This is a genomic window from Candidatus Thiodiazotropha sp. CDECU1, from assembly GCF_963455295.1.
Lineage (GTDB): Bacteria > Pseudomonadota > Gammaproteobacteria > Chromatiales > Chromatiaceae > Thiodiazotropha.
The window spans coordinates 2265800-2290615 of sequence record NZ_OY734020.1; the positions used below are offsets into that span (position 1 = coordinate 2265800).

Sequence of the window (24816 nt, forward strand, 5' to 3'; positions counted from 1 at the left end):
TTGATAATTGTGTCATTTGACACATTGATTTAGGTCAAATTGTACATTTCATAGCCTTATTTATGGCTTATAGATGCGTGGACTACTCACTTATGGGTAGACGATATAGGCGCATTCGGTAATAAAAAAACTGTGTTGAATTCTTTTTATTGAGAAGTGAGATTGAGTAACTCTCTGGCAACGTCCGCCGGTTCGATACCGTGCGCCAGTTTAGTGAGAAACTTACCTTCCGGATCAAGGATATAGAGGCTGGCGGTGTGGTCCATCAGATACATGGAGGGATCCGCACCCTCTTCCACAACCTTTTCATAGCGCGCCTTGAACAGTTCGGCCATGCGTTCGATCATCTTGGGCGATCCGGTAAGACCGATCAGACGCTTATCGTAATATTCGACATAGTTCCGCATCACGGCCACACTGTCCCGATGTGGATCTATGGTGATGAAATAGGGTTGAAAGAGCTGCGACCTTTCGCCCAGGAGATCCAGGGCTTGAAACATGATCTGCAGCGAGGTCGGGCAGATATCGGGGCAGTAGGTATAGCCAAAATAGAGAATCTGATACTTCCCCTTCATGCTCTCATTGGTAACCAGCCGGCCCAGATGATCGGTCAGAAGAAACTGTCCTCTGCCAATACCCTGAGGGACTGGAGCGCTTGACGGCCTGGTCTGCGCCGCAGGGGGGACTGCAGCCTGGGCAGCAGTAGTAAGACAGTTTTTAATCACCTTGGTATTGTGATCCATGAGATCAAAATAGAGCTGGGGGCCCGGCTCCATGCCAAATCCCAGGCTGTTCAGTTGGCCATGATTGACCCTGCTCTCGACGGTCAGCAGCTCTTTGTGTTTTGCGGGAAAGCCCTTTTCCGACAACAGGCAGCTCACCTCGCCATTGGCAATCTTTTCCCGGACCTTGAGTAGCTCAACTGTAGCGATCTCTTTATCCGGCGCACCGGCCACATGGTCGATGATCTTCAAGGCATAGGCCTGTTCGAAATATTGCAGCGTATCGAAGTACTGAACGCCTAAACCGGCCTTCATTCCACGGTAGCCATACTCATATTCTCGATCAATACGCGACAGGCGTGAAAGCATAGCGCGTCTGTTTCGTTCATAGAGATGGGTGCGCAGTGGATCGGATTCCTGAAGAAGATGCGCAATATCGTTGATAATGATGAGAAGATTGCGATTGTCCAGCCAGAAAAAAGGATCACGATTGTTTGGATACCCCCTTGCCGGAAGTATCTTCATGCCCTGATGGGATAGCAATTCGATAACCTTCACCTGGGGTGGCAGGCCTTTAATAGTATCGGCAAGCAGCGGCTCGAGTTCGGCGCCTACCCAAAAGATGATGTCTGCGTTACCCATCGACGCCTGTTGGCCCTTGCTGGGCGTGAATGAGTATGGGAGCTGATCATCGATTATGAGTTCCGGTGTTTCCGCACCTTGCATAAGTCCGGCCAGGATAGAATGCAGCGGTTTTACGCTGACCATGACACGCAACGAGTCCTTGCCATGGGATGCCGGTACGGCGAATAGACCGATGACCAGAAATGCGAAATAAAACAGTTGCTTTGAGCGACGATGTTTCATCTTGCAGGATAGAGGGATTGCAATCTGCCGAGGGCCTCGTCAACTTGTTGTGCCAATAATTGCGGTGAGGGACAGGTGTCGTTTTTCTCGATAAACGCCATGAATGATCTGTTGGTTTCATAATCGAACAGCTCGCCCAGCTGACGTCGTTTCGGAAGCGTCGCCACCAACTCACGCTTGATCCGCTGGGTTTCTCCCAGCGCGTTACAATGCAGCGCTATGCCATTGAGCGAACCCAGCGCAGTGATGGCGGCAAGCTGTTCACTGCTCTGTGCCGCCGCGTCCGTGGCCTTGAAGAGCATCAGGGAAAGGCCGGCCGAAAGCAACAATATGTATTTATTAACTTTAATATTCATGCCTTTATGTCAAGCAACCGATCTTGTATCCAGAACCTGGTTGATTCGGGAAGCAGTCACCGGGTCATCTTTTGTGAAGCTGAGCCCGCTTGGTGTCTGTGACCATTAAAACTTATCCTGAGCTATTACAGATTGATGAAGATCAAGCCCGGCCGCGAGTGTGTTGGAGAGAGTCCGTTTCGACAGACTTATTCAGGAACCAGATCCTTTGGCGGATCGATGACATCGGTGAAATCGGGTGATTGCATACGCGCATTGACAAAGCGGGATCCGGTGAGTCTGGCGCCCCGAAACTTGGTCTCGGTCAACGTGGTGCCGTTCAGTAGAGCCCCTGACAGGTCTGCTTGGGTGAAGTTGGCGTATTCCAGGGCGGCCCCGGTCAATACCACTTGGCGGAAACTCGAGCCACTCAGGTCGCTGTCTATGAGTACCGCCCGCATCATGAACGCGTGATCAAAATTGGAGTTTGTCAGTCGGCTCTCCTCCATCGAGATATCCTTGAGATTCGCATCTGAGAAGCTGGCCCTGTCCCCCGTGACCCCGTTCATACTGGCGCCAAAAAGATAGGCCTTGGTAAAATTGGTATTGTCGATCCTGGTGTCGTCCAGGTTGGTATGGAATAGGTCGGCATTGGTAAAATCCGCTGAGGACGCCCTGCAACCGGAGAGCATGGCCCATTTGAGATCGGCATCGATCAGGATCGCATGCTTGAGATTGCAATCCAGCAACTTGGCATTCTGAAAATTGACACCGCTCAACAGGCTGCCCTCAAGGTTGACTGATGAAAGATTCCTGCCATTGAAATCGCAATGACGATAGTCACGATAGGGTCCAGGTCGCATGCAGTCACCCTCCGCCAGGGGCTTAGGCTCCTGGCCATATGCCAGGATTGGAAAGAGCACGATGACCATCAACAGTTGTATGCGCACGCCACTCACCATCCGTTTTATTGTAAAGCCATATACCATCATTCTTCCAGTATCGCCTGTTGCTGTTTGTTGAATCTCAACAGCGCGGCCAGCAGGTTCTTAAAAAAATAGAGGGACGAGAGGCTTAAGGCAATGCCTGAAGGTCTTGCAAGGGTGGCGGGCATCAGGGTGGCCGCGACCAGCAGAGAGATTGCCGCCAGATGCAAGATGTAATGGCGTTTAGTATCTTCGTCATCGATATAGTGTTTCATCGATGGCAGTCGGGACGACAGCTTTCCCTGCTTCACCAGCAAGCTCTGCAGGTGAAACCAACATAAAAATGGTATCACTTTGTAGATGATCCCGATCGGGATGGTCATGCAAACGCCGCCAAGTAGCAGTACCCCGATCAATAGATCATTGCCGCCAAACATCCAAACGATGACCGTAAGCCCTAAACAGACCAATCCTGTATAGAGAAAAACCAAGGTCATATCGACAATTTTTCGCCTGCGTGTGCGAATGGTCTGAAACAGTGTGAGGCTCAGCAGGAGAAACAACCCCAGGATCATCGGCAGACTGAATTCAAGCAGTTGATTGTCGATGTAGTGTGACAGGGTAAACAGGGACAAGAGAATAACAATGGCCGCGAAGGAGTAATCCCTGAATTTGCCCGGTAACTCTTTGGTTATATAGAAGATGGGAAGAAGCTGGAAGACCGTTGCAAATAATACTATACCCACCCAACCCAAAAGGCCCCAGGAGAGATGAATGGTAGTGAGCTGAGGCATATGGTCAATCTCAACCATTCCCGACAATCCCAGCACCATGTAGATGCCTATTGCCACCGTGGGAAGGATTGCCGCCCAACCGAGGCCGATGGGGATTGAACTGGCCTGCCTTTTTCCAGATCTGGTCAATGAAAAAAACAAAGTTAGCAGGAAAAAAGAGATAGCGAACAACGCAAGCCCCGCGCCTGTGCCAAGTATATAGCCATGGGACAGCAGGAAACCCAGCGCCATCAAGGTGGCGCCAGCAAGGAGTGACAGATGGATGATTCTGCTTACTGTCACAACCGCCGGTATGGGAGAGCCTGCCAATACGGGCAACAGTTGAATCATGGCGCCGGTCATGACCTGGGCAAGAAAACCAACCGTCATTAAATGGGTTATACCTAAAGCCAGAGGACTCCAGCGGGAAACGAACACTGCCTCGGCCTGTATGGCCAGGACCAACCCTGCGGCAATGGTGAATAGTGAAGCCGTGAGGAAATATTTGAAAGGTATGATAATAGGCGGGGCCTGATCGAGAGACAGCCCGCTGGTCTTCACAACTCCTTTCCGATGCTATCGGGAGGCGGACTGCCGACATGCCAGATCAAAATAACGCAGATGTTGCTCTGCCATTTTGTGCGCCATGTGAAATCCATTTCCCGTAGCATACTGTAGAGCGGATAGGGTTCGCGGCTGTGCACCACTCTAAGCCAGTCATCCGCTGGCAGCTCTTCCAGGGCTTCCAGTATGCGTTCCAGGGGTACGGGCGGTTCCAACTCTCGAACATCAAGCCGCAACTCCACTAGGAAGACTCCGCAAACGCCTTCGCAATATTCTTGGCGATATCCGGGACCGCACTATCCGCCAGGGGGTAGAGGATATTCTCTTCCTTCATGTTGTGCTGTTGCATGGTGACGAGCAAGGTGTCGATATAGCCCGCGGACAATGTATTTGTCATATTGTCGAGGGATGACGTCAGCTGTGACATCAGATGCCGCATTTGATCATGTTCCAGCATCATCATATTGACGGGGCCACTCGCCTGGGGGCTTGCCGCCTCAAGGGCCGGAAAGAGCAGCTCCTCCTCTATCTTGAAATGGTGTTCCATTGATGCAGTGAATTCCTGACAGAGACGATTTGCTTCCGGCCATTTATGTTGCAGAATGGCCTGTTCCATCTCTATAAAAAGTTCATCACAGCGACGGTGATCCAGTACCATAGAATCATTGATCGTTTTCATGGTGTTTATACCTCGCTACTGCCATCTATTCTCTGCGTGTGGGTGACACCCTCCTTGACATGCATCAATACAGATAAATCAGAATATTAGAATTGTCGGTTATTTTCCCTGGGCATTGAGATCAGCTAGTGTTCAGCAGCCGTGGCGGTTCACTCGCGAGTCAGGCGGGCATAAAGCATCGGTAACTTGTGGGGCAGCTCCTGAGGCTTGTGAATGACCACATAGCCACCGCTACCGAACAGGTAAGGCAGATAGTCGTTGCCTTTTTCATCGATAGTGACGCAAAAGGGCTGGATACCGGATCTGCGCGCTTCTCTGACGGCCTGCCTGGTGTCTTCCACGCCATAACGCCCTTCATACTTGTCCAGATCGTTGGGTTTTCCGTCGCTGAGCAGTAACAGCAGTCGCCGTTGGGCCGGTTGCTGGTCGAGCAGTTGATGAGCGTACCTGATTGCCGCACCCATGCGGGTGTAGTAACCGGGCTTGATGGCGTCGATCTTTCCGCGGGATTTGGCTGAATAGGGTTCATTAAAGGCCTTGATCTGATGGACCCGGACAGGATCCCGCTTTCTCGATGAAAACCCATACAAGCCAAAGCTGTCCCCCGTGGCCGAAAGGGATTCGGCAAACAGATACAGGCTGTCACGAATGACATCGATTACACGATGGTGATTGTCTATCCAACTGTCGGTGGACAGGGAGAGATCGGCCAGCAGCAGACAACTCAGATCCCTGGCGCCTGTCCTGAGGTCCCGATAGAGATTGTCGGCGGCGGCGAGGTGGCCACTTTGCCGTTCCGCGGAGAAGCGCAGATAGGCCTCCAGGTCGATTTCGCTGCCATCCGCCTGGCCATGCTGCCAGCTGCGCGCAGGCATCAACTGTTGGAATTGGGCGCGTAACTGCTTGGCGGTCTTTTTCAGGTGTGGCGGCAGTTCGCTGGGCGGGGCATCCTGAGCCTGCAGGGTCATGATACGGCAGTGATCCTCCTGCATGACCTGGCGTTTCCAGTCCCACTCCGGCAGCAGCATGCCTTGTGCTACGATCTCATCGTCACAGGCCTCGGACGGTAGATCGAGATCGAACCTCAACTTCGATGCGACAGACTTCCCATCCCGGGTTACGCTGAATTGTTCCATCTGCTCCGCCGCTTGCATGGCCTCGTCCAGATCATCATTCTCCTCGGCCCCTCTGTCGACCTTGGCAAACTCTCCCCAGCTAAGAATGTTCTCCATACGGATGGTGATCAATCCCCCATCCGCTTCGGGCATCTCCCTGCGCTCTCCACGACGACTGCGCCCATCGTCCAGTGCCTTCGATTCACCGGCAGACCCATTCTCCTGATCACCGGCATCACCCCCCTGAACCCATCCGGGGGGAGACGGATGCAACCACAATGGTACCGGCCAGGGCGCGCGGCCGGCTGGCGGCAGATGCGGCATGCTGCCAGGGTTGATGAGTGCGCCCCTGATGGCCTGCTCCTGTGCCGCTTCATCCTCCCGCATTTTTTCCGGATCCGGACGTTGAGTCAGGTGCGCGGCCTGCAAGCGTTCATATCGCGCCACCATGCCCGGATATCTTTCCAGCGCCCGCTTCGTCAACTGCTGGTTCTTCAGCAACCAGGGGCCTCTTTCACCCTGATCACAGGCGGCCAATGCCGCCAGCCAGAAATAGAGATCCCGGTTCAACGAGTGCTGGGGAAAGAGATCGATGACTTCCGGCAAGCGCAAGGCATGTTCGTCACGCCAGGCCAGCTCTATCCGTGTTGCACTGCCCGCCACACGCTGCAACATGCCCCGTCTGGCATGGTGTTCGGTGGCCCCGGCAGCTTCGACCCGCAGTCCGCCGTCACCGCCAAAGGCGCGAAACAGAATACCCAGGGTATGGTTGAGATCGGTCAGACGCGCCGCAGCCTGCGGATAACGGTCCTGAGCCAGGCGGGTGATCAGTCGGTGCCAGAGTTCGCCGATCCTCTCTTCCATCGCCTAGCCTCCGGGTGACTCGATCGGGTTGATGATCATCAGGCCATACCCCGGCACGCCTCGGGCAATACCCGGCCGATAAGTGGGTAACGGAAACATTTACCCGCCATCGCCTTGGCGAGGCCCAGCATGCCGATGAGAATCAGGCTGGAGTGGCAGACCGTGAAGTAGATGATGACCACCATCCAGGTATAGGCGCCGTCATAACCGCCAAGCAGTAGAATAACCAGATTGACAATCACCAACAGCACCCCCGCCCAGAGAGAGGCTGAGACGGTTTGTTCAAGGTGTGATCGTGCGAGTGGTGGTAAGGATTTTGACTGCTTGAAATAGATGACCATCAGTATGACAAACGCGATACCCGGTATCAGCAGCAAATTTGCCAGATAGAGAGATTCCGCGGTGACAGCCATGCCTGTGCCCGGTGGATCCTGGGGAAAATTGTCACTGCCCGATTGTGGCATAGACGACCTCCATCAAGGCTGCCGCGGTTTCCAGGTCATCAGTCAACGGTTCCACCAGGGCGGCACGGCAGGCCTCGACAGGCTCGTACCCGCCCAGTATCAACGTGGCCGCGTATACCAGCAGTCTGGTAGAGGCCGCCTCCTCCAGGTCGTGATCCTTGAGGGCCCGCATGGCATTTGCCAAACGTACCAGTTGCCGGGCCATGTCACTCTCGATGCCGGTCTCGCCGATTAGGATTTCATGTTCCAGCTCCGGTGACGGAAACTCGAACCGGAGTGCCACGAAACGCTGCTTGGTGCTCGGCTTCATGCCTTTCAGCAGGTTCTGATAGCCGGGGTTATAGGAGACAACCAGCATGAAATCCGGCGGCGCCTTGAGGATCTCCCCGGTCCGTTCCAGGGGCAGGATACGCCGGTCGTCGGTCAGCGGATGGAGCACCACGGTGGTGTCCTTTCTCGCCTCGACCACCTCATCCAGGTAGCAGATGGCGCCCTCCCTGACAGCCCGGGTCAGCGGGCCATCCGACCAGTAGGTGCCGCCCTCCCCGATCAGATGCCGCCCAACCAGGTCCGCCGCACTCAGATCATCGTGACAGGCCACCGTGTAGACAGGCCGGTTGAGTTTGGCAGCCATATAGTTGATAAAGCGGGTTTTGCCACAACCGGTCGGGCCCTTGATCAGCAATGGCAACTGATGTTTATAGGCATACTCGAAGAGTTCGATCTCCTGTGCCTGGGGCTTATAGAACGGGAGTGACGGGTCAATATTCCGAGTGGTCACTACTACAGGTTTTTCCATCGATATTTCCTCATCCGACAAGAGTAAAGGCGACACCGATCAAACCACCGGGCAGAAACAACCAAAGACTGATCGGCCAGCGCCAGAAGCCCTTGATCTGTTTCAGACCCATAAAGTAGTCACCCACCATCTGCCCCTTTATCAGGGCAAAAGCCAATACTGTCAGCGAAACACCCAGCCCACCCAGGCCATATCGACCAATCAGGTAGGTTGCCAGTGTCATACACATCATGATCAGCCACACCCAGGTACAGGCACGGATACCAAAAACTGTGCGTCTAATCATTGCCGTTCATCTCATGATGTAGACCAGGGGAAACAGGATCAGCCAGACCAGGTCGACCATGTGCCAATAAGAAGCGCCTGTTTCAACCCCTGTATGTTCCCTGTCGCTGTACCCTCCCCTGTTGGCCTTCACCGCCACAGCGGCAAGGATCACCATGCCCATGATGACATGCATGAAATGAAAAAAGGTCAGTGACAGATAGAACATATAGAAAGTGTTTGTACTCAGCCTGATACCCGCATCGATATGGTGGACATACTCATGCCCCTTCACCATCAGGAAGAGTACCCCCATGACCAATGCCGCCAACAGCCAACGTACACACCCGCTACTGTCATCTTCACGAATGGAAGCCACCGCCCTGACAACGAAATAGCTGCTGGTGATCAAGGCGAATGTGTTGATCAGAGCCGCATCGCTGTCCAGGGTGCCCTGGTAGTGGTTGAACATTTCCACATTTTGCATACGGGTAAAAGCATAGGCCGCGAAAAACGCGGCAAATGCAGCCAGTTCAGCCAGTATGAAGACCCAGATCGCCAAATCTCCCGGGGGATACCGATTCGATTCGATTGTTGCCTGGGCCTGCACCTGCCTCAGTGCTCCTATAAAAAATTCACCTGTCCCATGCTAAAACAGGAGCGATTCTTCACCTTGATGAATATCAAGCTGTGTATGGGGTTTGGCTGGGCTTTAATTCAGTAGAGAAACAGTCATTTGATCCTTGTCAAAGCGCTATCGCCGGACGGACGGACAATGAGCCATCACACTATCCAAAGGTCCAAGCGGATTCCGTTTCCGATATCAATCCTCTCATGCCTGATCCCATAGCTCCCACAGCACAGGCAGTCATACCGGTAAAACACCATATACCCGGCAATATGGCTATCTGGGTAGGGATTCTCTCGGAAATGACCGAGTTCGCATTGATGTTCATCGTCTATTTCCTGGCCAAGGTCCACAATCCCGAGTTTTTCGCCGCAGGACCCCTGCAGCTGAATACCACCGCAGGCGTCTTGAATACCCTGGTGCTGCTCTCCAGCAGCTATTTCGTCATCAAGGCGATCAAATCGATCAGGATCGGCCAGGTCGATATGTGCCAGCGCTGGCTCTGGTCGGCCGTCGCCATGGGAGTGCTCTACCTGATCATCAAGTTCTACGAGTATCATTGGAACAGTGAACGGGGGCTGGCGACCGATACGGATATCTTCTTTACCGTCTACTACTACACCACCTTCAACCATCTGCTCCATGTCGGTTGGGGGAGCGGCGCAATATTATGGGCTATTATGGGAATCAGGATGGGTGGTATCACCCAGCATAACCACAGCGGCCTGGAGGCCGTTGCCGTCTACTGGCATATGATCGATCTGGCGTGGATTGTCATATTCCCCCTGCTCTATGTTCTACGTTGATTGGAGACGAAAGGTGTTCAACCCTAAATCCGTTGATTTCATTTGGCTGGTGTTGATGGGATTGACCCTGCTCAGCGCTGCGATTGCCGAGTCACCTGATCAGGGGTTGGTGTTGATCCTGGTGATCACCTTCACCGTGGCCTACAAGGGGCGCATGATTGTCGATCACTTTATGGAACTTAAAGATGCCAATCGGTTGCTGCGGAACAGTATGCGGGTCTATTTTTATGTTATTCCGGGGATGATTGTGGTGGTCTATCTCTTTCCGGAACTTATTGCCCGGCTTACCACATTGCAATAGTCGTACTGATTGAGGATAGCCGCAAACGAAATATTCCACCGATTCTCGATCAAATATCTCTTTATCAGCTGAGACTCACAGAAATTTAACAGTTTTTTAACAAGACCATCTGTCTCGTTATCATTAGTTATGTACAGCTAAGATTTAAGAAAGAGCTGCACGGTGTCTGCATGCACACCATCATGCTTCATGGCTGCAGCACCTTCTTCGCTTGCCATAAGTTCATTAAATTTTTCCATGTCGAGAATATTAGCGGTTAAACCTACCTTATTGGGATCTTCGACACATACAAATGTCTCAATGTCTTCTAAAACGCCCTTAAATATCTCCTCTCGTTTAGGTGAATTTAACCAATGGTCTACATCATCAACTGTATGAAATACAAGTGCTTTAAGCATAGTATATCTCCTTCATATTAGTGATTATTTATTGAAATTTTGTTTAATTGAGTCGTTTCATTCGCAGAAGAATAAAGACACATAACGCCTTTTAACTAAGAAACTTCTGATGATTCCTCTTTCCGTCATCCCGGCGCATGCCGGGATCCAGGAAAATCAAGCGCATAGATTCCGGCATTCGCAGGAATGACGGATTAATCAGACCTTCCCTAATCAGCTTTAAAATCCACACTGTTATGCGTGCCATCACAAAACGGCTTGTTTTTAGAAGCACCACAACGACACAGGGCCACTTTATCACCCTGCCAGGCTGCACGGCCGCTGCCGGCTTTGATTGTGACATTGCCCGACAACATTAGCGGACCATCTTTTAATGGGGTAACTTTTAATTTTCCACCGGTTTCCTTCAAGGGCTCGCCGGTCTCCCCTACCGCACCATAGTCTTTAAATTGACCATCATGACTATTGTCACAAAACGGCTTGTTTTTTGACAAACCACAGCGGCATAATGCAGCCCGGAATTCAGTGCCAGGCATATCGCTTGGTGATTGCTCTATTGCCAGATCACCCTTCAAAAAATAGGGGCCCTGATAAACAACGGTTACGGTGTTGTCTGACGCTGCGGTTTCGGTTATCCGGCCATCTTTGTTTTTGTAAACCAGTGCGCCACTTGGGCACCGCTCCACGATTTCCATAGTTTCTTTGGGGGATGAAAGGTCGGGTTGACACCAGGGATCTCTTCCTGCGACAAAAAGCTCCCCTTCCGAATATCCGCATTCACCGATGTGAATGCAGAGTCTTTGGTCCCATTCAACATCGATTTGGTTACCCGGATAGAGAAAAACCTGTTTTTTACCCATTGCGTCCTCCATCGGTCATCCAATAAATTGAGTATAGAAGCTTACAAAGCAGGGGTCGGCTTGGACTGATTGCATGCAAAGGCTGTATCCATTATCGGTACTTTGCGGATGTTATGAATTGGCCGAATGACTCGCACCAGACGATAACGCTATTGAAGTTCTCCGGGTCGATAGTTGGTGGAAGGTTTACAATGAAATTCTCGAATGTCTTGACGTCTCCCACACGAACCATATTGGCCTTCAGGCGATTGAAGTCTGATTCGGTCTCAACGAATTCCGGTGAAAGATACAGCTTGTAATCCGGGCCAGGCGCAAGCTTTCCCATCAGCGTGATGGATTTGGGGCCCACTGAGACCGTACCTTCTCCCCAATGCAGTACGTCGCTGCCTTCAAGATCTCTCTTGAATTCCGCTGTATAGCTGGCATTGGTGGACATTGCCTTTATCTCGGATGTACTGGGGGCAGGTGGAGCAGTAAGAATGGGCAGTGCGTAGATTCCAGCACCGAACCCTGCTAAGCCAACAAGACCGTGTGTTGCAATCAGCAATACTATCGTACGTACTTTCATAGTGACTCCGCGAATATACACATGCTACGTCCAGCAATTGTATGAATCAGTTACGATCGATGAAGGTTGTTAACGCTCATCTTAAGTGCACGACATCCTGCATTCATTCCTCATACAGATCTGAAGTGTCGGCAAATATCAGGTATTCATGGATACTTCGCCCCGCCATCTTGAACACATTGGCAAAGGGAACACTTAACTCGCTTCCACTCCGACGCGTATATGTAACAAGGCCATGACAAACAATCGCCCCATCAGCACTCCATACGTCTTCGATTTTATGTTCAACTCCAAGAATCGATTCGAAGAATACCGCTACATATTCTTCCACTTTGGCCTTCCCAACAACTGGCTTTTGGTTTCCGAATCGAAAAATGCAGTCATCCGTCAAATGCTCTGCAAATGCGTTAGCATTTTTTTTATCTATCGCCCCAAATAATTCTTCAATCATTTTCCTGACTCCAATGCGCCGTATTCATTGTTATTAACGAGCGCCCCTGTCTCTTTATCCATTTCCAGCCTAATATTTCTCAAATTCCTGATCAACGGCCATTATTTGTGGGTTCTTTCAGCAATCGATCGATATGGAACTTAAAGATGCCAATCGGATGTTGCGGAACAGTATGCGGGCCTATTTTTCAGTATAGTTGATCATAACCTGGCGCATCGCCTGAGATATCATCATTCGTAAGGACATAGCCTCGATCACCCGTGTGCACGGCTCTTAGTGAAGCCGCCAAAGACGCATCCAGGTAATAGCTGTACATCTCAATGGTGTTCACACCCAGCATCCGTTTGTGAATCTCCCTGCCCGTATGATCCAGAAATAGCAGCGTTGGCGTCACCCAGACCCTATAAGAGTCCGCAAATGCACCAGGCGACACCGAAGCGCCTTTAAAGTCGCGGATATTTTCAGCTGAGTCAAGGAGGATCTCCGTGATGACAACCTTGTCTTCGTAATCGCCACTGATCCGCATGGGGTGGATAATCTCCTTCTTCAAGCGCACACAGAAAGGACAATGGTGTTGAGAGACAATAAGTAGAATGGGCAGCCTTTCCTGTTTTGCCCGGGCTGCCAGTTGGGAAAGATCATTCTGTTGCAGTATGTCGGACGCATGGGTCTGAGAGGAAAAAGCAGTCGCCAGTAACAGGAGAAATAGATATCGCATATGATTTAACGAGCCCCCGTCTCGCTATGCCTAATATGTTCAAATATACTCATAAGTTCCGTAATCCCAATATTTTTTACCAGGACTTCGCGGGCCTAACCAGTTGTTTCCTCGTAGCTCTTTGGCCACAAAATGATTCAGAAAACCGTGACCAACAAAAAGAACGCTATGATGTTCGTTTGCTAATTCGATGAGCTTTTCAGAAGCCTTTTTAGCGCGGGTTTTAGCTATTGAAATTGACTCGGTATTTTTGGAAAACCCCAAAAACCATAAGCTGCGGAGCAGGAGTACCCAATAGTTGAGCGGTAATTTGATTTGTACGTTGTCAAAATATGGCAGATTCATCTCTCTGAATGCTGCGGACGAAAAGTGTATTGAATCGGCGCCCAGAGCTTTGGCGGATTGAAGAGAGCGCGGCAAATCGCTGCACACTATACACTTGTGTTGATTAACTAAATCAAGTGATTCTTCAGGAGGATTTCCAACAATGCCAGCAGTATCATACGCATGCTCAAGACTTCTGAATTCAGACCCTTTTACAGTTCTTTGCCACTCAAAATCTGGTTTGCCGTGTCTTAGTATGGTGATATGCACTTCTTTCTTCCTGAACATAATGTGGTTTAAGTTGCGTGCTGACTAGTCGCGTCCAAGTGAACGATAGTTAACGGATTTGAATGCCTGGTTAGGTTTTTTATTGATACCATTCTTTTTCCGTTTGCTTTTTAACCCTTGCTAACTTTGCATAGCCTTTTTGTTGATTAAGGGCATTAGCTTTACTGTCGAATTTGTATAGATGCCGAAATAAACCTTCTAATTCTGCTATCTCTTCATCGCTTATGTTGTCCCATACTTCAAATATTGAAAAATGTGACCAAAGATCTCCTTTGTGCTCCCTGTGTTTTCTAATGCGACCTCTTATGTTATTGGATGCCATACCTATGTATACAAAATTATAGTGATGTGATTCAGCGTTCTTTTTGCCTACTTTTTGGTACAAAACATATATGCCGCGCAAACCGAGAGGGATTGACAAGAACTCATCCTTTGGAATGTACTCCAAGGCATGTTTTATAAGCCGAAGTTCGCTTCTCTGCATGTTTTATTGAAACCTAACAGCTTTATTAACGAGACCCCTTGTCTCGTTATTCATTTAGACATTTGATTTAAGACGGTTATCAAACTGTTCACCAATCCACACCTCACTGCCAATTGGTACTTCACTGCTTTTACCATGAGGGATTGTAACCACATAGTTTGGATACAAGTCTCCGTTCTCATTCTCAAAATAACTCAGTGAAATATCAGCAACCACCTCCTTTTGAACTCCGCCCTTCGTTTTAATAATAATTGTTCCTCGAATTGGTTTGTTAACCTTATCTGGCAACGGAAGAGCTGGAACTAGTACTAAACTTGATTCGGTATCCTCAACATTAAAAGTTTTTTTAATCCTAAATAGGCGAATCACAGTATTTGCCTTCTTCTCATTGGACGCTCCCCGTTTATGGGGGAGATGTGTGTCCACTAAAGGGGATCAACTCCAGTCCGCTGGAAGGCCTGGTTAGATTTCATTGCCCATCTCTTTTTGGTGGGCACGTATTTCTTTGAAGCGTTGATCAATCTCCGCCACCTTATCACTGTCTTCTTTTGCCCAATAAACACAATACATTGCGTAACTTTCACGGATTATGCTTGAGATTTGATTTTTTTTAAGCAGTTGCTGCTGTTTTATTGCTATTGTCTGAGTTTCAAAACAAAGCCCTGTGTGCCCATTTGGAGGGCCGCCTGTGACCTCATTCATAATGGATTTCACTTTATCTTTATCTTCTGTTCGGTAAGCAATAATCTCTCGCCCATCATCAACATATGTATAGTATTCAATTGATCTTCTTTTTAGTTTATTTTTTACTGCCTCATTAATTTTTGGATCGTCATAACTTGTACCCTCATACCCTAACTTAAGTGAATGATCGGAACCGCAGCCAGATAAGGCAAACAGAAGTAGTAATGCGATACCGATATTGTTCTTCATAAATCTAACATTACCTTAGACCGCTTCTTCACTATTACTAATAGTGCAGTTGTGGCCTATCATGTGATTGAACGAATCGGCCTAGCATGAGAAACATTCTGGTTAATCTGGGCAGGCTGCACGAGGCTTTGATAAGGAGAGTAAATATGAACGGTTTTCCCACCATCGTCCCTGACCTCATTTCATGATTGTTCTATAACTAATAGAAATGTCTATAGATACTAGATACTTAAGTAGACGCATATGTGCAGAGTAAAGATTATCCATGCCCTAATTAAGGCCTAGAACAAACAGGAAATCAAGCGGTTATCTGGATCTGAAGTCGAACGACACTTGGAAATGATAGGCTGCCAAAATCGTCACGTGGGCTCTGCGATTCTGAACTGGATAGATGCTATACGGATTCTCTAGCGGAAGTCACCTGCAAGCACATGACCACCATTGGATCGATTCTCAATGTTGATGCCTGCCAGGCAGAGTTCTTGAGGTCTACCATTCGTCCTCGTTATTTAAAGTGCACTGCGCATGTCGCTTGTGAAATGACTATGTCAGCTTTTCTTATTACCGTCGTAGTTACCTCATCGATGACTATGTCCGCTACTGGCCGAAAGCAGTCTATTTTGTGGATTCTCTCAGCAATCTGTCGATTAGACGTTCGCCGATCTCTGGATCAAAGCCACCAAATCTCTGGAACCGCACAATACCGTTGCGGTCGATGATGGCCATCTCTGGTGTACCCCGTGTGCGGTAGCGGCGCATGGTCTGCGGAATCTCTTCACCGGGAAGGTGAAGATCGATCCCCACGGGATGGGTGATGCCCTTTTTCTTCACATAGTCGCGCAAACGCTCGGGATTCTGGTAATCATGCCCTTCGAAGACAGTGTGGATGCTCAGGAAAACGATATTCCCGGCTGCGACCTGATCGGTATATTTTTTCTCCCAGTCGGCCATCAGGGGCACAGAAAAGCTGTTGCACCCCGGACACCAGAGCTGGAAGAAGTCCACCACCACAACCTTACCCCGCAGTGCCTCCACTGTGGTGCCATCACCATTGAGCCACTCGGATATACGCCACTCCGGGGCCGCCTGCCCCTCCACCGCATACACTTGCCCTGTCATCAGGATAAATAGAAAACCCAGGGCGCGTAGTCTTATCATGTGATTCATTCATGTCTGGTTGCGTAGAAGTGGGACTGTTGGGAATACGAATTGTTCCAGGCATGCATGGCCACTGACCGCCGGATGTAACACCCATGCCAGTGATGAGTCGTAGAGTTGTAACCCTCGCCGGCATTATTCGAACGACTTTTCCTCTACCCTCAGGAAGACATGGGCGATAACCCGCCCCAGTTCATCGAAGTTGTACCAGTCGCTGTAAGCGCTCAGCTCTTTTTTGATCGGCTCGACCATTTCGTAATCGCTCATGCCCTGATCGTAGTAGCGCTGCACCGCATTCAGCAGGCTTTGCAGAAACTGCAGTTGCCGCTCGGCGATTTCACGCCCGCCACTCTGCCCGTGTCCCGGAAGGTACCAGCGGCTGTTCGTCTTGAGGGCAAACTCGACGGCATGGATCTGACCGAAGATATCGCTGTCTCCGGGCCTCGCCGATTGAATGCGTTTGTTGGTCACGATGTCGCCAGTGAACAATGCGCTGTCAGCCGGTAGCTCAATCATGATGTCATTATCGCTGTGTGCCTTGCCGGTGTGGTGGATACGGAATGAGAGTTCACCGATAGGGATCACTTCCCCGCCCTGCAGGCCAATGTCGGGTCCGATAACCCTGGTCCCGTCGGTAGCGCCTGCAGTTAACCGGCTGAACAAGGCTATCCACTCCTCGCCGGTCCCTGCTTCGACCTGTTCAAGCATGCGTTGATGCGCATAGATGCGCGCCTGCGGATAGGATTCGCGTATCGCCTGATTGCCGAGCCAGTGATCCCCGTGCACATGGGTGTTGAACACGGCGACAACCGGTTTACCGGTTATCTTGCGAATGCTTTGCAGCAGCCTGCGTCCGATCTGCACGCTGCTGCCCGGGTCAACCACCACCACACCGTCGCGGGTCAGGATGAAACCGGGGTTATTCATAAAGCCGGCGGTTTGGGGATTCGGAAATGCCTGAGGGCCATGTACAACGTAGATGTGCTCAGAGATTTTTCTAGCCACAAGCTCCCCGTTTTCCGGTAGCGATGTGGGTGGGTGCGCCAGTACGCTACTGCACAGCGTCATGCCCAGCAGCAGTCGACAGTACCAGGTCATCATTGTGGTGCTTCCGCGCTTGTTTCCGGGTGCTCCGGCTCCGTGAAACTGATCGGGGCATAGGCGTTTGTATCGACCTGCAATGTGAAGATATCCGGACGTGAATAGTGACCGACAATGTCCAGCGTTCTACGCGCCATGGCCGCACGTTCGGTGTCGATTTCTGCATATAGAATACCCTCCTCGTTGCGAAGTGGACCGGCGACCAGTTCTCCGCCGGGCGCAATGATCGCCGAGTCGCCGCTGTTGACCCACTCATCGGCATCGGGATAGAGGGTGGTACCATCATCGAGGTCGTCCGGCATGTCAGTGGCATGCAATAAATTGCCGCTGTTGATAACCCAGCAGCCGGCTTCACGGGCAATGTGCCGCATGCTGCTGAGCCAGTCGTCACCGCTGTCGTAGGTTGGAGCGATGTAGATATCTATGCCCTGGGCATACAATGCGTATCGGCTCAGCGGCATGTAGTTTTCCCAGCAGATCAGGGTGCCGATACGACCGACCGGTGTATTGATTACGCGTAGACCCGAGGCATCACCCGCACCCCAGACCATGCGCTCCGGATTAGTGGGCATGAGCTTGCGGTGCCGGTTCATCAGACTGCCGTCCGGGCCGATCACCACCACGGTGTTGTAGAGGGTTGCGCGACTGGAACGGTGGTCACGTTCGTGCATGCCGCACACCACAGTCACATGATGTTTCCGCGCCGCTTGATAGAGAGGATCGAGCTGATCGCTTTCCAGATCGACGGCATTCTCGAGCAGGCGCTTATGCAGCGCTTCGTTGGTGCCCCAGTCGCTGCCGGGGCGCAGTCGCCAGATCCAGGCAGGGTATCCGGGAATAAAAGCCTCGGTGAAGACGATCATCTCGGCACCCTGCGAAGCTGCCTGGTCTAGCAGTTCGACAGCAAGGGCAATGGTGGCATCGCGATTCAATACGACGGGTGATTTTTGCACGACAGCTACTTTTTTCATGGAAACGCTCCAACAATGGATTGAGACGCACTATTGCGCCGTCGTGGCATCCAGCAGTCCTTTGACCTCTTCCACCCGATCCGCCGGAAAACCGCTCAGTTCTGCATGTTGCAGTATGATGTCGGCATTTGGCGCGATATAGACGCAATAGAACTTATTTTGTGTAAGATAGCTGTGAACCCATTGAATCTGTTCGCCCAGCTTGTCGATGACCTCGTTGGACATGCGGGCGCCGCCTTGACGCTCTTCGTGGCTCATATCGCCAACACCGGGGATCTCGCGTTCAATCATGAATTTAGGCATATCTGAATCCTCATTAAGATTGATGTTGAATGGCCATTGGTGAAGCCCGCCGGCCTGTGCTGTAATCGTCGTAGCACGGACGACAAAAAACCTGCAGAAAGCACTAAGTTTTTCCTAAGAAAATAAAACACGAGCGAAAATATAGGCTTATGCCAACCAAAACCATCGTGAGTCGGCTTGAATTCGGATCGGGATCGGCCCAATGCCAGAACTGAACGGTGGCCCGAAGGCACCCATACGCATCGGCTCATGGTGGTTTCATCCGGAGCTCAATCGTCTTCGGGACGGCAATTCGGTCATCCACCTGGAACCCAAGGCGGCATTGGCGTTGATGCTCCTGGTTGAGCGCGCCGGCGTACCGGTGACTCGCCAGGAACTGCTCGACTCTGTGTGGAAAGACGTGGTAGTGAGCGATGACGCACTCACCCAGGTGATCATCAAGTTGCGCAAGGCCTTGGGCGACAGTTCCCGCGATCCGCGTTACATCAAGACGATACCCAAACGGGGCTACTGTCTGCTGGCGGATGTGCAGACAGGGACCGGTTCCGCTGACACCCTGAACGAGCAACCCAGGCAGGGTCTGCCGGGGACAAACCGCTACCTGGTGCCGGGGATGGCGATATTGGCTATCGTTCTGGCTGCATCCATGCTCGGATACCTGTTTATCGACGACCCGTCACCGGCCTACAGAGGCCCGGTCGAGGTCACCGTCGCCGAAGGCGCGACCCTGACGATCATGCCGTTCGAGGCAATTTCCGAGAACGAGCGCGAGCGGCGCTTCGCCAGGGGGATGCGCGCCGATCTGATCACGGACCTCTCCGGCCTGCCTGAACTGACAGTCATCAACCCGTCAATCAGCAAGGCGGTGCCGGTTGCGGCCCGCTACCAGGTCTACGGCAACGTGCAGCAGGTCGGTGAGCTTATCAGCGTACATATACGTTTGGTGGAAACGGCGTCTCAACGGCAGTTGTGGTCGCGGCGCTATGAACGCGCACTGGATGATATCTTCCAGGTTCAGCATTCGATCAGCCGCGATGTGGTGGATCAACTCACTCTCGAAGTCCCTGCCGCGAACCTGGAGCGCCTGGCCAGTCGTTATACACCGAACCTGCTGGCTTACGAGAATTTCTTGCGCGGCCAGGCTGACTTGTTGCTGCGTGAACGCGAGGCGAACACCACGGCGCGCCACTGGTACCGCCAGGCCATCCAACATGATCCGAACTTTGCCCGCGCCTTTGCCGGTCTGGCCTTGAGCTATGCGGCCGATTTCCGCAATCATTGGACCGATGACGGAGAGAAGGCGTTGCGGCAGGCCCAGGAGATGGCGCAGACCGGTGCGCAGATCGATCCGGAGATCGCCGAGGTCTATTGGGTCCTTGGCTATGTCACGGCGCAATTCAAACAGCACGAAGAGGCGCTGGCGCATTTGCAGCGGGCGTTGGAGGTCGATCATTCCTATGCCGATGCCTATGCCCTCATGGGTGGCATAAACACCTACCTTGGCAGACCCGATTTCACTATCGGCCAGCTGCGTAGCGCCCTTCGTCTCAACCAGAATGCCGGATACCTCTACTATCTGATTCTAGGACGGGCCTACTACTTCATGGGCAAATACGAGCAGGCACTGATCAACCTGAACGAATCCCTGGCACGCAATCCGACCAATCTTGAAACGCATATCTACCTGCTGGCAACAGCGGTGGCACAGCAGGATACCGACACGGCGGATTGGGAGATCGAAGAGATTCGAATCATCGAGCCAGGGTTCGAGGGAAACAGGTGGCTGGAGACTTATCCGATGACCGACGAGGACCAGCGTAAAATGCTGGCGGATGTTTTGGCTCGTGTGGAATCTTAAATCTGATTGAAGTGGGTCAGAGTGGAATGATGCTTACTTAACATGATTTTCGTCATTCCGGCGCAGGCCGGAATCCAGGAATACCGTCACCATCAAACATTCTGGATCCCGGCCTGCGCCGGGATGACGGTAGTAATAACCGAGGTGACGGTAGTAATAACCGGGATGATGGTAGTAATAACCGGGATGACGGTAGTAATAACCGGGGTGACGGTAGTAATAACCGGGGTGACGGTAGTAATAACCGGGATGACGGTAGTAATAACCGGGATGATGGTAGTAATAACCGGGGTGACGGTAGTAATAAAGTGGGCCATAGAACAATTAACTCTAATATCAGGAAGAATTGTTCTCTGACCCGGTTTTTACGTATTCTTCCTATACACAGCGCGCGGCTGCGCCACCATTCTGGGGTAAACAGATGCTAGGAAACTCATATCACGCTTGCTCAACGCGGTGGAAATTTGATTGGGAAGGCCTGGTCTGGGTTGTCTCTGTTGTTACAGGTGTGCTGTTTACCGGGTCAGCCGCTGTTTCCGGGCCCGCGATTGGCCAGTTCGAAGTCAAGAATCTTAATGCCACACCCGGAGAGATTGAATTCCAATCCCAGAATGCGCATATGTCCGGCAACCCGAAACGCGATCTGAGAAATGTGGATGGGGAGATCGAGTACGACGACAACAGTGTAGCGAAGCAGCGCCACGCCCTCGAACTGGAATTCGGCATTACCCACCGGTTTAAATCCCGTATCGGCATCGAATACGAGAAAGAACGTTTGGATGACCCGGAGAACCCGGGCCAGGCGGATGAATTCAATGACATGGAATTGTCTGAAATCGGGGCGGAGATCATCTGGGTGCTTGACCCCATCGAAGAGAACGATTGGGGATTCGGTCTGGTGGCCGAATATGAAAAGCCGCTGGAGGATGAAGAGGCTAGCGTATTGGTTTTCGGGCCACTCTTCCAGATCGAGAGGGAGAAATGGTGGAGCATCATCAATCTCTATCTGGTGAAACACCTGGGTGGCGACCGGCCACGGGACGAGAAGGTCGACTTCGCCTATGCGACCCAATTCGGCCGTGTCCTGAACCAGGATTGGCAGCTAGCCCTGGAGGCCTATGGGACGGTGGACCGGATTGGTGATACCGGTAATGCGGGTGAGGAGGCAGAGTTGTTCGGGGATCACAATCAGCATCGGCTGGGGCCTGTGTTCTATTACACCGGAGGCTTCGGAGGCGGTGCGTCCGATGACGATTCGTCCGTCTCGATTGGTGTGGGGTTTTTGGTTGGTTTGAATGACAATACGCCTGACACGACGTTGAAGTGGTCTGTTGAGGTTGAGTTCTAGCGCAAGGAAAAACAGGCACGCCCGTTAATTGCTCCCTTTATTCTATAGGCGATAACATTTTCGGATCATTCATTTTTCGAGCAAGGGTTTCCAATTCGGTTACGATCATGTCTCGTTCATCATATCTCCGGCCTTTCATGTTGATTGCTTTCATAAGATGCACCTTGACTCGGGTAGGTCGAACCCGAAGAGAGCCATAAGGCATCGCATCCCAGACCTTTTCGTAGAAAACCGGTACGATATGGCCCTGAGTATTCAACGCCATCACTACCGGACCCTTTTTGTAAGGCAGAATCTGACGATCGGCGGAACGTCTCCCTTCAATTGAAATATAAACGTTGCCGCCTTTGGATAGATATGACTCCATTCGCTTCACGGTTCGAATGGCTTGGCTGGGCCACTGACGGATGATTACAAAGCTATGTATCATGATCATCCATCCATAAAACGGCAGCAGAGCAAACTCAATATTCGAGATGCCTATCAATGGACGAGGTAGAGACAATAGTCCAACTGCGCCATCTAAAAGACTGGTTTGATTGAGTAGGGTTAAGACGCAGTTTTTGTATTTGAAGTCAGGTCCGTTCTCGTCCTCAATTTCAATTTTCACACCAAGTGTGCGCAATGCAAAAGCGTTAAACCAGGTGGAAACACCCGCAGCACGTTTCAAGTTGAAGAGAGCAGTCAAACATGCCCAGATACTTACCGGGACGACCAAGACAGCCAGCAAGAGAATTTTGAAGAAATAGGCCATTGATTGTCGATAGCAGGTAATAACACTGAAAAGTGTGGATCACATGCTATTCATACAAGTCAAGAACTCTCAAATCGTCAAGAAAAACGTTGACCGGTAATTGTCAGAAAATCTCTAATATTGGGGCGTCAGTTAATTGCTTTTTGAAAATCAATCACAACATCCAAAGCCCCCCGCTTTCTCTTGGCGCACAAAAAAACCGAACGGTTTGATGTGATCTCACCGTCCGGTCAGGGGGTTGCTTCAGTTGGTCGTAGTCGGTCAGCCGGCTGCAGCCTCCACCGCACCGCGCTGTTCACCCTGGGGCTCCATCGCCGGCATCTCCGCCGCGGTCTTCTCACCCGGAATGAAGAAGCTCCAGATGTAGACCACCAGGCCGCCGAGGAAGATCACACCGGCAAAGAAGCGCAGCCAATAGAACAGGGCGATCTTGTCCTGCACCACCAGGAACGACAGCGGGGTGTCGCTGAAGCGCTGCAGGTAGACCTGCAGGATGCCCGCGCCGGTGAGGAACAGGGTGATGAAGACGATGGAGACCGTCATCAGCCAAAATGCCCACATCTCCACCACCTGGGCCTTGTCGCTGTTGGCCTCCCTGCCCCGCAGGATCGGCACCGCGTAGCTGATGATCGCCAGGTTGATCATCACATAGGCGCCGTAGAAGGCCATGTGGCCGTGGGCCGCGGTGATCTGGGTGCCGTGGGTGTAGTAGTTGACCGGCGCCAGGGTGTGCAGGAAGCCCCATACGCCCGCGCCGAGAAACGCCATCACCGCGGTGCCCAGGGCCCATAAAGTGGCCGCCTTGTTGGGGTGGTTGCGCCGGCGCTTGTTCACCATGTTGAAGGCGAATACCGTCATCATGAAGAAGGGAATCGGCTCCAGGGCGGAGAAGACCGAGCCCCACCACTGCCAATACTCCGGGGTGCCGATCCAGTAGTAGTGATGCCCGGTACCGATGATGCCGGTGATCAGGGTCATGGCGATGATGATGTAGAGCCACTTCTCGATGATCTCACGGTCCACACCGGTGACCTTGATCAATACGAAGGCGAGGATCGCGCCCAGGATCAGCTCCCATACGCCCTCCACCCACAGATGCACGGTCCACCACCACCAGAACTTGTCATGCACCAGGTTGACCGGATTGAAGAAGGAAAAGAGAAAGAACACCGCCAGGCCCACCAGGCCCATCAGCAGCACCAGACTCACCACCGTCTTGCGCCCCTTGAGAATGGTCATGCCGATGTTGAACAGAAACGCCAGCGCCACCACCACGATCCCCAGCTTGGTGATCGTCGGCTGTTCCAGGAACTCACGCCCCATGGTCGGTAACAGATCGTTACCGGTGATCTCCGCCAGGGTCGCATAGGGCACCAGCAGGTAACCGGCCACGGTCAGGGCGGCGGCCACCAAAAACACCCAGAAGGTCAGGATCGCCAGCCAGGGCATGTGCAGCTCGGTCTCCGACTCCTCCGGCACCAGGTAGTAGGCGGCCCCCATGAAACCCATCAGCAACCACACGATCAGGGTATTGGTGTGGACCATGCGCGCTACGTTGAAGGGGATCTCGGGAAACAGAAAATCGCCCCAGACATACTGCAGCCCAATGATCAGGCCAAACAGGATCTGCGCCACAAACAGGCCAATGGCGGCAATAAAGTAAGGCATCGCCACTGCCTGGGATTGGTATTTGAACGTCATCGTCTTCTCCTCAGCTTGTCGTTACTCTATCCGCGCCATTAACCCTGAATGTTCGGCGGCCAGTCCGCCGTGTCGATCTCGGAGCTGTATTGCAGAAACTCCGCGATCGCCTTCAGCTCCTCATCGGTCAGATTGAACTGCGGCATGCTGCGACGCCCCGGGATGCCATCCTTCGGCCGTCCCTTGATGAAGGCCATGAGCGCCTCCTTGCTCTGTCCGTAACGCTGATAGACATTGCCCAGCTCCGGGGCGAAATAGGCCCCCTCGCCGAGCAGGGTGTGACAGCCGATGCAGTCGTTCTCCTCCCACACCTGCTTGCCCATGGCAATCAACCGGCCCCGCTCCGTGGTCGGGTCCAGTGCCGCGCGATTGTCCCGCTCCGGCAACGCCAGATGGGTGTCAAAGGTCAACGCCAGAAACAACAGAAAGAAAAACGCCGTACCGCCGTAAAAGATGTTGCGTGACATCTCTTTTGTGAACGCCTGTGCCAT

General features: G+C 51.9%; 32 protein-coding genes. 4 read left to right on the forward strand and 28 right to left on the reverse strand.

Annotated elements, in window-relative coordinates; genetic code table 11:
• Positions 1-146 precede the first annotated feature (146 nt).
• The 11 genes from R2K28_RS10235 to R2K28_RS10285 all read right to left on the reverse strand — a co-directional run bounded on the left by R2K28_RS10235 (position 147) and on the right by R2K28_RS10285 (position 8982).
• On the reverse strand, positions 147-1589 hold the full coding sequence (locus R2K28_RS10235; protein ID WP_316364210.1) for a metal ABC transporter solute-binding protein, Zn/Mn family: 1443 nt from the start codon (positions 1587-1589) through the stop codon (positions 147-149).
• Entirely contained in the window at positions 1586-1945 is a 360-nt protein-coding gene (locus R2K28_RS10240) for a hypothetical protein (protein WP_316364211.1), read from the reverse strand. The genes R2K28_RS10235 and R2K28_RS10240 overlap by 4 nt, the downstream gene beginning before the upstream one ends.
• Positions 1946-2133: 188 nt before the next feature.
• Positions 2134-2874: a pentapeptide repeat-containing protein gene (locus R2K28_RS10245; protein WP_316364212.1), complete on the reverse strand. Its 741-nt coding sequence runs from the start codon at positions 2872-2874 to the stop codon at positions 2134-2136.
• Positions 2875-2912: 38 nt separating this feature from the next.
• Positions 2913-4184 carry a hypothetical protein gene (locus R2K28_RS10250; RefSeq protein WP_316364213.1) on the reverse strand — a complete coding sequence of 424 codons (1272 nt, stop codon included), beginning with the start codon at positions 4182-4184 and terminating at the stop codon, positions 2913-2915.
• Positions 4181-4429, reverse strand: coding sequence for a DUF2249 domain-containing protein (locus R2K28_RS10255; RefSeq protein WP_316364215.1), 249 nt, complete (start codon positions 4427-4429; stop codon positions 4181-4183). The genes R2K28_RS10250 and R2K28_RS10255 overlap by 4 nt, the downstream gene beginning before the upstream one ends.
• Positions 4429-4866, reverse strand: coding sequence for a hemerythrin domain-containing protein (locus tag R2K28_RS10260; protein WP_316364216.1), 438 nt, complete (start codon positions 4864-4866; stop codon positions 4429-4431). Before R2K28_RS10260 ends, R2K28_RS10255 begins: the two co-directional genes overlap by 1 nt.
• 149 nt (positions 4867-5015) lie before the next feature.
• A complete protein-coding gene (locus tag R2K28_RS10265) occupies positions 5016-6845 on the reverse strand; it encodes a nitric oxide reductase activation protein NorD (protein ID WP_316364218.1) in 1830 nt (609 codons plus the stop codon).
• Positions 6846-6883: 38 nt separating this feature from the next.
• Positions 6884-7309 carry a hypothetical protein gene (locus R2K28_RS10270; RefSeq protein WP_316364219.1) on the reverse strand — a complete coding sequence of 142 codons (426 nt, stop codon included), beginning with the start codon at positions 7307-7309 and terminating at the stop codon, positions 6884-6886.
• Complete coding sequence (locus R2K28_RS10275; protein WP_316364220.1) at positions 7290-8108, reverse strand: CbbQ/NirQ/NorQ/GpvN family protein; 819 nt, start codon at positions 8106-8108, stop codon at positions 7290-7292. The genes R2K28_RS10270 and R2K28_RS10275 overlap by 20 nt, the downstream gene beginning before the upstream one ends.
• Before the next feature lie 10 nt (positions 8109-8118).
• A complete protein-coding gene (locus tag R2K28_RS10280) occupies positions 8119-8394 on the reverse strand; it encodes a cytochrome C oxidase subunit IV family protein (RefSeq protein ID WP_116446668.1) in 276 nt (91 codons plus the stop codon).
• Positions 8395-8400: 6 nt separating this feature from the next.
• Complete coding sequence (locus R2K28_RS10285) at positions 8401-8982, reverse strand: cytochrome c oxidase subunit 3 family protein (protein ID WP_316364221.1); 582 nt, start codon at positions 8980-8982, stop codon at positions 8401-8403.
• Positions 8983-9206: 224 nt separating this feature from the next.
• On the opposite strand from R2K28_RS10285, the gene R2K28_RS10290 reads away from it, so the two are divergent.
• A complete protein-coding gene (locus R2K28_RS10290; RefSeq protein ID WP_316364223.1) occupies positions 9207-9806 on the forward strand; it encodes a cytochrome c oxidase subunit 3 family protein in 600 nt (199 codons plus the stop codon).
• A gap of 13 nt (positions 9807-9819) precedes the next feature.
• Positions 9820-10107, forward strand: coding sequence for a cytochrome C oxidase subunit IV family protein (locus R2K28_RS10295; protein ID WP_316364224.1), 288 nt, complete (start codon positions 9820-9822; stop codon positions 10105-10107).
• 137 nt (positions 10108-10244) lie between these two features.
• Here the strand turns inward: R2K28_RS10295 and R2K28_RS10300 are convergent, their stop codons facing one another.
• From R2K28_RS10300 to R2K28_RS10360, 13 genes are all read right to left on the reverse strand, one after another.
• Positions 10245-10505, reverse strand: coding sequence for a hypothetical protein (locus R2K28_RS10300; protein WP_316364225.1), 261 nt, complete (start codon positions 10503-10505; stop codon positions 10245-10247).
• A 209-nt stretch (positions 10506-10714) separates the two neighbouring features.
• Entirely contained in the window at positions 10715-11365 is a 651-nt protein-coding gene (locus tag R2K28_RS10305; protein WP_316364227.1) for a CDGSH iron-sulfur domain-containing protein, read from the reverse strand.
• A gap of 91 nt (positions 11366-11456) precedes the next feature.
• On the reverse strand, positions 11457-11933 hold the full coding sequence (locus R2K28_RS10310; RefSeq protein WP_316364229.1) for a DM13 domain-containing protein: 477 nt from the start codon (positions 11931-11933) through the stop codon (positions 11457-11459).
• Between the two features lie 103 nt (positions 11934-12036).
• Positions 12037-12384: a nuclear transport factor 2 family protein gene (locus tag R2K28_RS10315; RefSeq protein WP_316364230.1), complete on the reverse strand. Its 348-nt coding sequence runs from the start codon at positions 12382-12384 to the stop codon at positions 12037-12039.
• Between the two features lie 187 nt (positions 12385-12571).
• Positions 12572-13102: a thioredoxin family protein gene (locus R2K28_RS10320; RefSeq protein WP_316364232.1), complete on the reverse strand. Its 531-nt coding sequence runs from the start codon at positions 13100-13102 to the stop codon at positions 12572-12574.
• Between the two features lie 39 nt (positions 13103-13141).
• Complete coding sequence (locus R2K28_RS10325; RefSeq protein ID WP_316364233.1) at positions 13142-13696, reverse strand: histidine phosphatase family protein; 555 nt, start codon at positions 13694-13696, stop codon at positions 13142-13144.
• A gap of 97 nt (positions 13697-13793) precedes the next feature.
• Positions 13794-14198 carry a GIY-YIG nuclease family protein gene (locus tag R2K28_RS10330; RefSeq protein ID WP_316364234.1) on the reverse strand — a complete coding sequence of 135 codons (405 nt, stop codon included), beginning with the start codon at positions 14196-14198 and terminating at the stop codon, positions 13794-13796.
• 54 nt (positions 14199-14252) lie between these two features.
• Positions 14253-14624, reverse strand: coding sequence for a hypothetical protein (locus R2K28_RS10335; RefSeq protein WP_316364235.1), 372 nt, complete (start codon positions 14622-14624; stop codon positions 14253-14255).
• A 36-nt stretch (positions 14625-14660) separates the two neighbouring features.
• On the reverse strand, positions 14661-15131 hold the full coding sequence (locus R2K28_RS10340; RefSeq protein ID WP_316364236.1) for a hypothetical protein: 471 nt from the start codon (positions 15129-15131) through the stop codon (positions 14661-14663).
• Between the two features lie 615 nt (positions 15132-15746).
• Positions 15747-16289: a TlpA family protein disulfide reductase gene (locus R2K28_RS10345; protein WP_316364237.1), complete on the reverse strand. Its 543-nt coding sequence runs from the start codon at positions 16287-16289 to the stop codon at positions 15747-15749.
• A gap of 135 nt (positions 16290-16424) precedes the next feature.
• Positions 16425-17390, reverse strand: a complete 966-nt coding sequence (locus R2K28_RS10350) for an MBL fold metallo-hydrolase (RefSeq protein WP_316364238.1) — start codon at positions 17388-17390, stop codon at positions 16425-16427.
• Positions 17387-18361 (reverse strand): carbon-nitrogen hydrolase family protein, encoded by a 975-nt coding sequence (locus R2K28_RS10355; protein ID WP_316364239.1) that lies wholly within the window; start codon positions 18359-18361, stop codon positions 17387-17389. The genes R2K28_RS10350 and R2K28_RS10355 overlap by 4 nt, the downstream gene beginning before the upstream one ends.
• 30 nt (positions 18362-18391) lie before the next feature.
• Positions 18392-18664 carry a DUF4242 domain-containing protein gene (locus R2K28_RS10360; RefSeq protein ID WP_116447256.1) on the reverse strand — a complete coding sequence of 91 codons (273 nt, stop codon included), beginning with the start codon at positions 18662-18664 and terminating at the stop codon, positions 18392-18394.
• Positions 18665-18866: 202 nt separating this feature from the next.
• On the opposite strand from R2K28_RS10360, the gene R2K28_RS10365 reads away from it, so the two are divergent.
• The gene (locus R2K28_RS10365) at positions 18867-20522 is read left to right on the forward strand and encodes a winged helix-turn-helix domain-containing tetratricopeptide repeat protein (protein WP_316364240.1); all 1656 of its coding nucleotides are present in this window, start codon (positions 18867-18869) and stop codon (positions 20520-20522) included.
• Between the two features lie 33 nt (positions 20523-20555).
• On the opposite strand, the gene R2K28_RS10370 is transcribed toward R2K28_RS10365, so the two are convergent.
• Positions 20556-20846, reverse strand: a complete 291-nt coding sequence (locus R2K28_RS10370; RefSeq protein WP_316364241.1) for a hypothetical protein — start codon at positions 20844-20846, stop codon at positions 20556-20558.
• 97 nt (positions 20847-20943) lie between these two features.
• Here R2K28_RS10370 and R2K28_RS10375 point away from each other — a divergent pair, with 97 nt between their 5' ends.
• Positions 20944-21870 (forward strand): hypothetical protein, encoded by a 927-nt coding sequence (locus R2K28_RS10375; protein ID WP_316364242.1) that lies wholly within the window; start codon positions 20944-20946, stop codon positions 21868-21870.
• A gap of 37 nt (positions 21871-21907) precedes the next feature.
• On the opposite strand, the gene R2K28_RS10380 is transcribed toward R2K28_RS10375, so the two are convergent.
• The 3 genes from R2K28_RS10380 to R2K28_RS10390 form a co-directional block, all read right to left on the reverse strand.
• On the reverse strand, positions 21908-22624 hold the full coding sequence (locus R2K28_RS10380) for a lysophospholipid acyltransferase family protein (RefSeq protein ID WP_316364243.1): 717 nt from the start codon (positions 22622-22624) through the stop codon (positions 21908-21910).
• A gap of 261 nt (positions 22625-22885) precedes the next feature.
• A complete protein-coding gene (locus tag R2K28_RS10385; protein WP_316364244.1) occupies positions 22886-24325 on the reverse strand; it encodes a cbb3-type cytochrome c oxidase subunit I in 1440 nt (479 codons plus the stop codon).
• 38 nt (positions 24326-24363) lie between these two features.
• A complete protein-coding gene (locus R2K28_RS10390; protein ID WP_316364245.1) occupies positions 24364-24816 on the reverse strand; it encodes a c-type cytochrome in 453 nt (150 codons plus the stop codon).

Coding starts and splice junctions, on each gene's coding strand:
- R2K28_RS10275 (WP_316364220.1), bottom strand. CDS start 8,108: ATGGAAAAACCTGTAGTAGTGACCACTCGGAATATTGACCCGTCACTC.
- R2K28_RS10365 (WP_316364240.1), top strand. CDS start 18,867: ATGCCAGAACTGAACGGTGGCCCGAAGGCACCCATACGCATCGGCTCA.
- R2K28_RS10320 (WP_316364232.1), bottom strand. CDS start 13,102: ATGCGATATCTATTTCTCCTGTTACTGGCGACTGCTTTTTCCTCTCAG.
- R2K28_RS10380 (WP_316364243.1), bottom strand. CDS start 22,624: ATGGCCTATTTCTTCAAAATTCTCTTGCTGGCTGTCTTGGTCGTCCCG.
- R2K28_RS10240 (WP_316364211.1), bottom strand. CDS start 1,945: ATGAATATTAAAGTTAATAAATACATATTGTTGCTTTCGGCCGGCCTT.
- R2K28_RS10390 (WP_316364245.1), bottom strand. CDS start 24,816: ATGGCACAGGCGTTCACAAAAGAGATGTCACGCAACATCTTTTACGGC.
- R2K28_RS10305 (WP_316364227.1), bottom strand. CDS start 11,365: ATGGGTAAAAAACAGGTTTTTCTCTATCCGGGTAACCAAATCGATGTT.
- R2K28_RS10235 (WP_316364210.1), bottom strand. CDS start 1,589: ATGAAACATCGTCGCTCAAAGCAACTGTTTTATTTCGCATTTCTGGTC.
- R2K28_RS10360 (WP_116447256.1), bottom strand. CDS start 18,664: ATGCCTAAATTCATGATTGAACGCGAGATCCCCGGTGTTGGCGATATG.
- R2K28_RS10270 (WP_316364219.1), bottom strand. CDS start 7,309: ATGCCACAATCGGGCAGTGACAATTTTCCCCAGGATCCACCGGGCACA.
- R2K28_RS10300 (WP_316364225.1), bottom strand. CDS start 10,505: ATGCTTAAAGCACTTGTATTTCATACAGTTGATGATGTAGACCATTGG.
- R2K28_RS10310 (WP_316364229.1), bottom strand. CDS start 11,933: ATGAAAGTACGTACGATAGTATTGCTGATTGCAACACACGGTCTTGTT.
- R2K28_RS10265 (WP_316364218.1), bottom strand. CDS start 6,845: ATGGAAGAGAGGATCGGCGAACTCTGGCACCGACTGATCACCCGCCTG.
- R2K28_RS10355 (WP_316364239.1), bottom strand. CDS start 18,361: ATGAAAAAAGTAGCTGTCGTGCAAAAATCACCCGTCGTATTGAATCGC.
- R2K28_RS10290 (WP_316364223.1), top strand. CDS start 9,207: ATGCCTGATCCCATAGCTCCCACAGCACAGGCAGTCATACCGGTAAAA.
- R2K28_RS10340 (WP_316364236.1), bottom strand. CDS start 15,131: ATGAAGAACAATATCGGTATCGCATTACTACTTCTGTTTGCCTTATCT.
- R2K28_RS10260 (WP_316364216.1), bottom strand. CDS start 4,866: ATGAAAACGATCAATGATTCTATGGTACTGGATCACCGTCGCTGTGAT.
- R2K28_RS10330 (WP_316364234.1), bottom strand. CDS start 14,198: ATGCAGAGAAGCGAACTTCGGCTTATAAAACATGCCTTGGAGTACATT.
- R2K28_RS10345 (WP_316364237.1), bottom strand. CDS start 16,289: ATGATAAGACTACGCGCCCTGGGTTTTCTATTTATCCTGATGACAGGG.
- R2K28_RS10350 (WP_316364238.1), bottom strand. CDS start 17,390: ATGATGACCTGGTACTGTCGACTGCTGCTGGGCATGACGCTGTGCAGT.
- R2K28_RS10385 (WP_316364244.1), bottom strand. CDS start 24,325: ATGACGTTCAAATACCAATCCCAGGCAGTGGCGATGCCTTACTTTATT.
- R2K28_RS10315 (WP_316364230.1), bottom strand. CDS start 12,384: ATGATTGAAGAATTATTTGGGGCGATAGATAAAAAAAATGCTAACGCA.
- R2K28_RS10375 (WP_316364242.1), top strand. CDS start 20,944: ATGCTAGGAAACTCATATCACGCTTGCTCAACGCGGTGGAAATTTGAT.
- R2K28_RS10280 (WP_116446668.1), bottom strand. CDS start 8,394: ATGATTAGACGCACAGTTTTTGGTATCCGTGCCTGTACCTGGGTGTGG.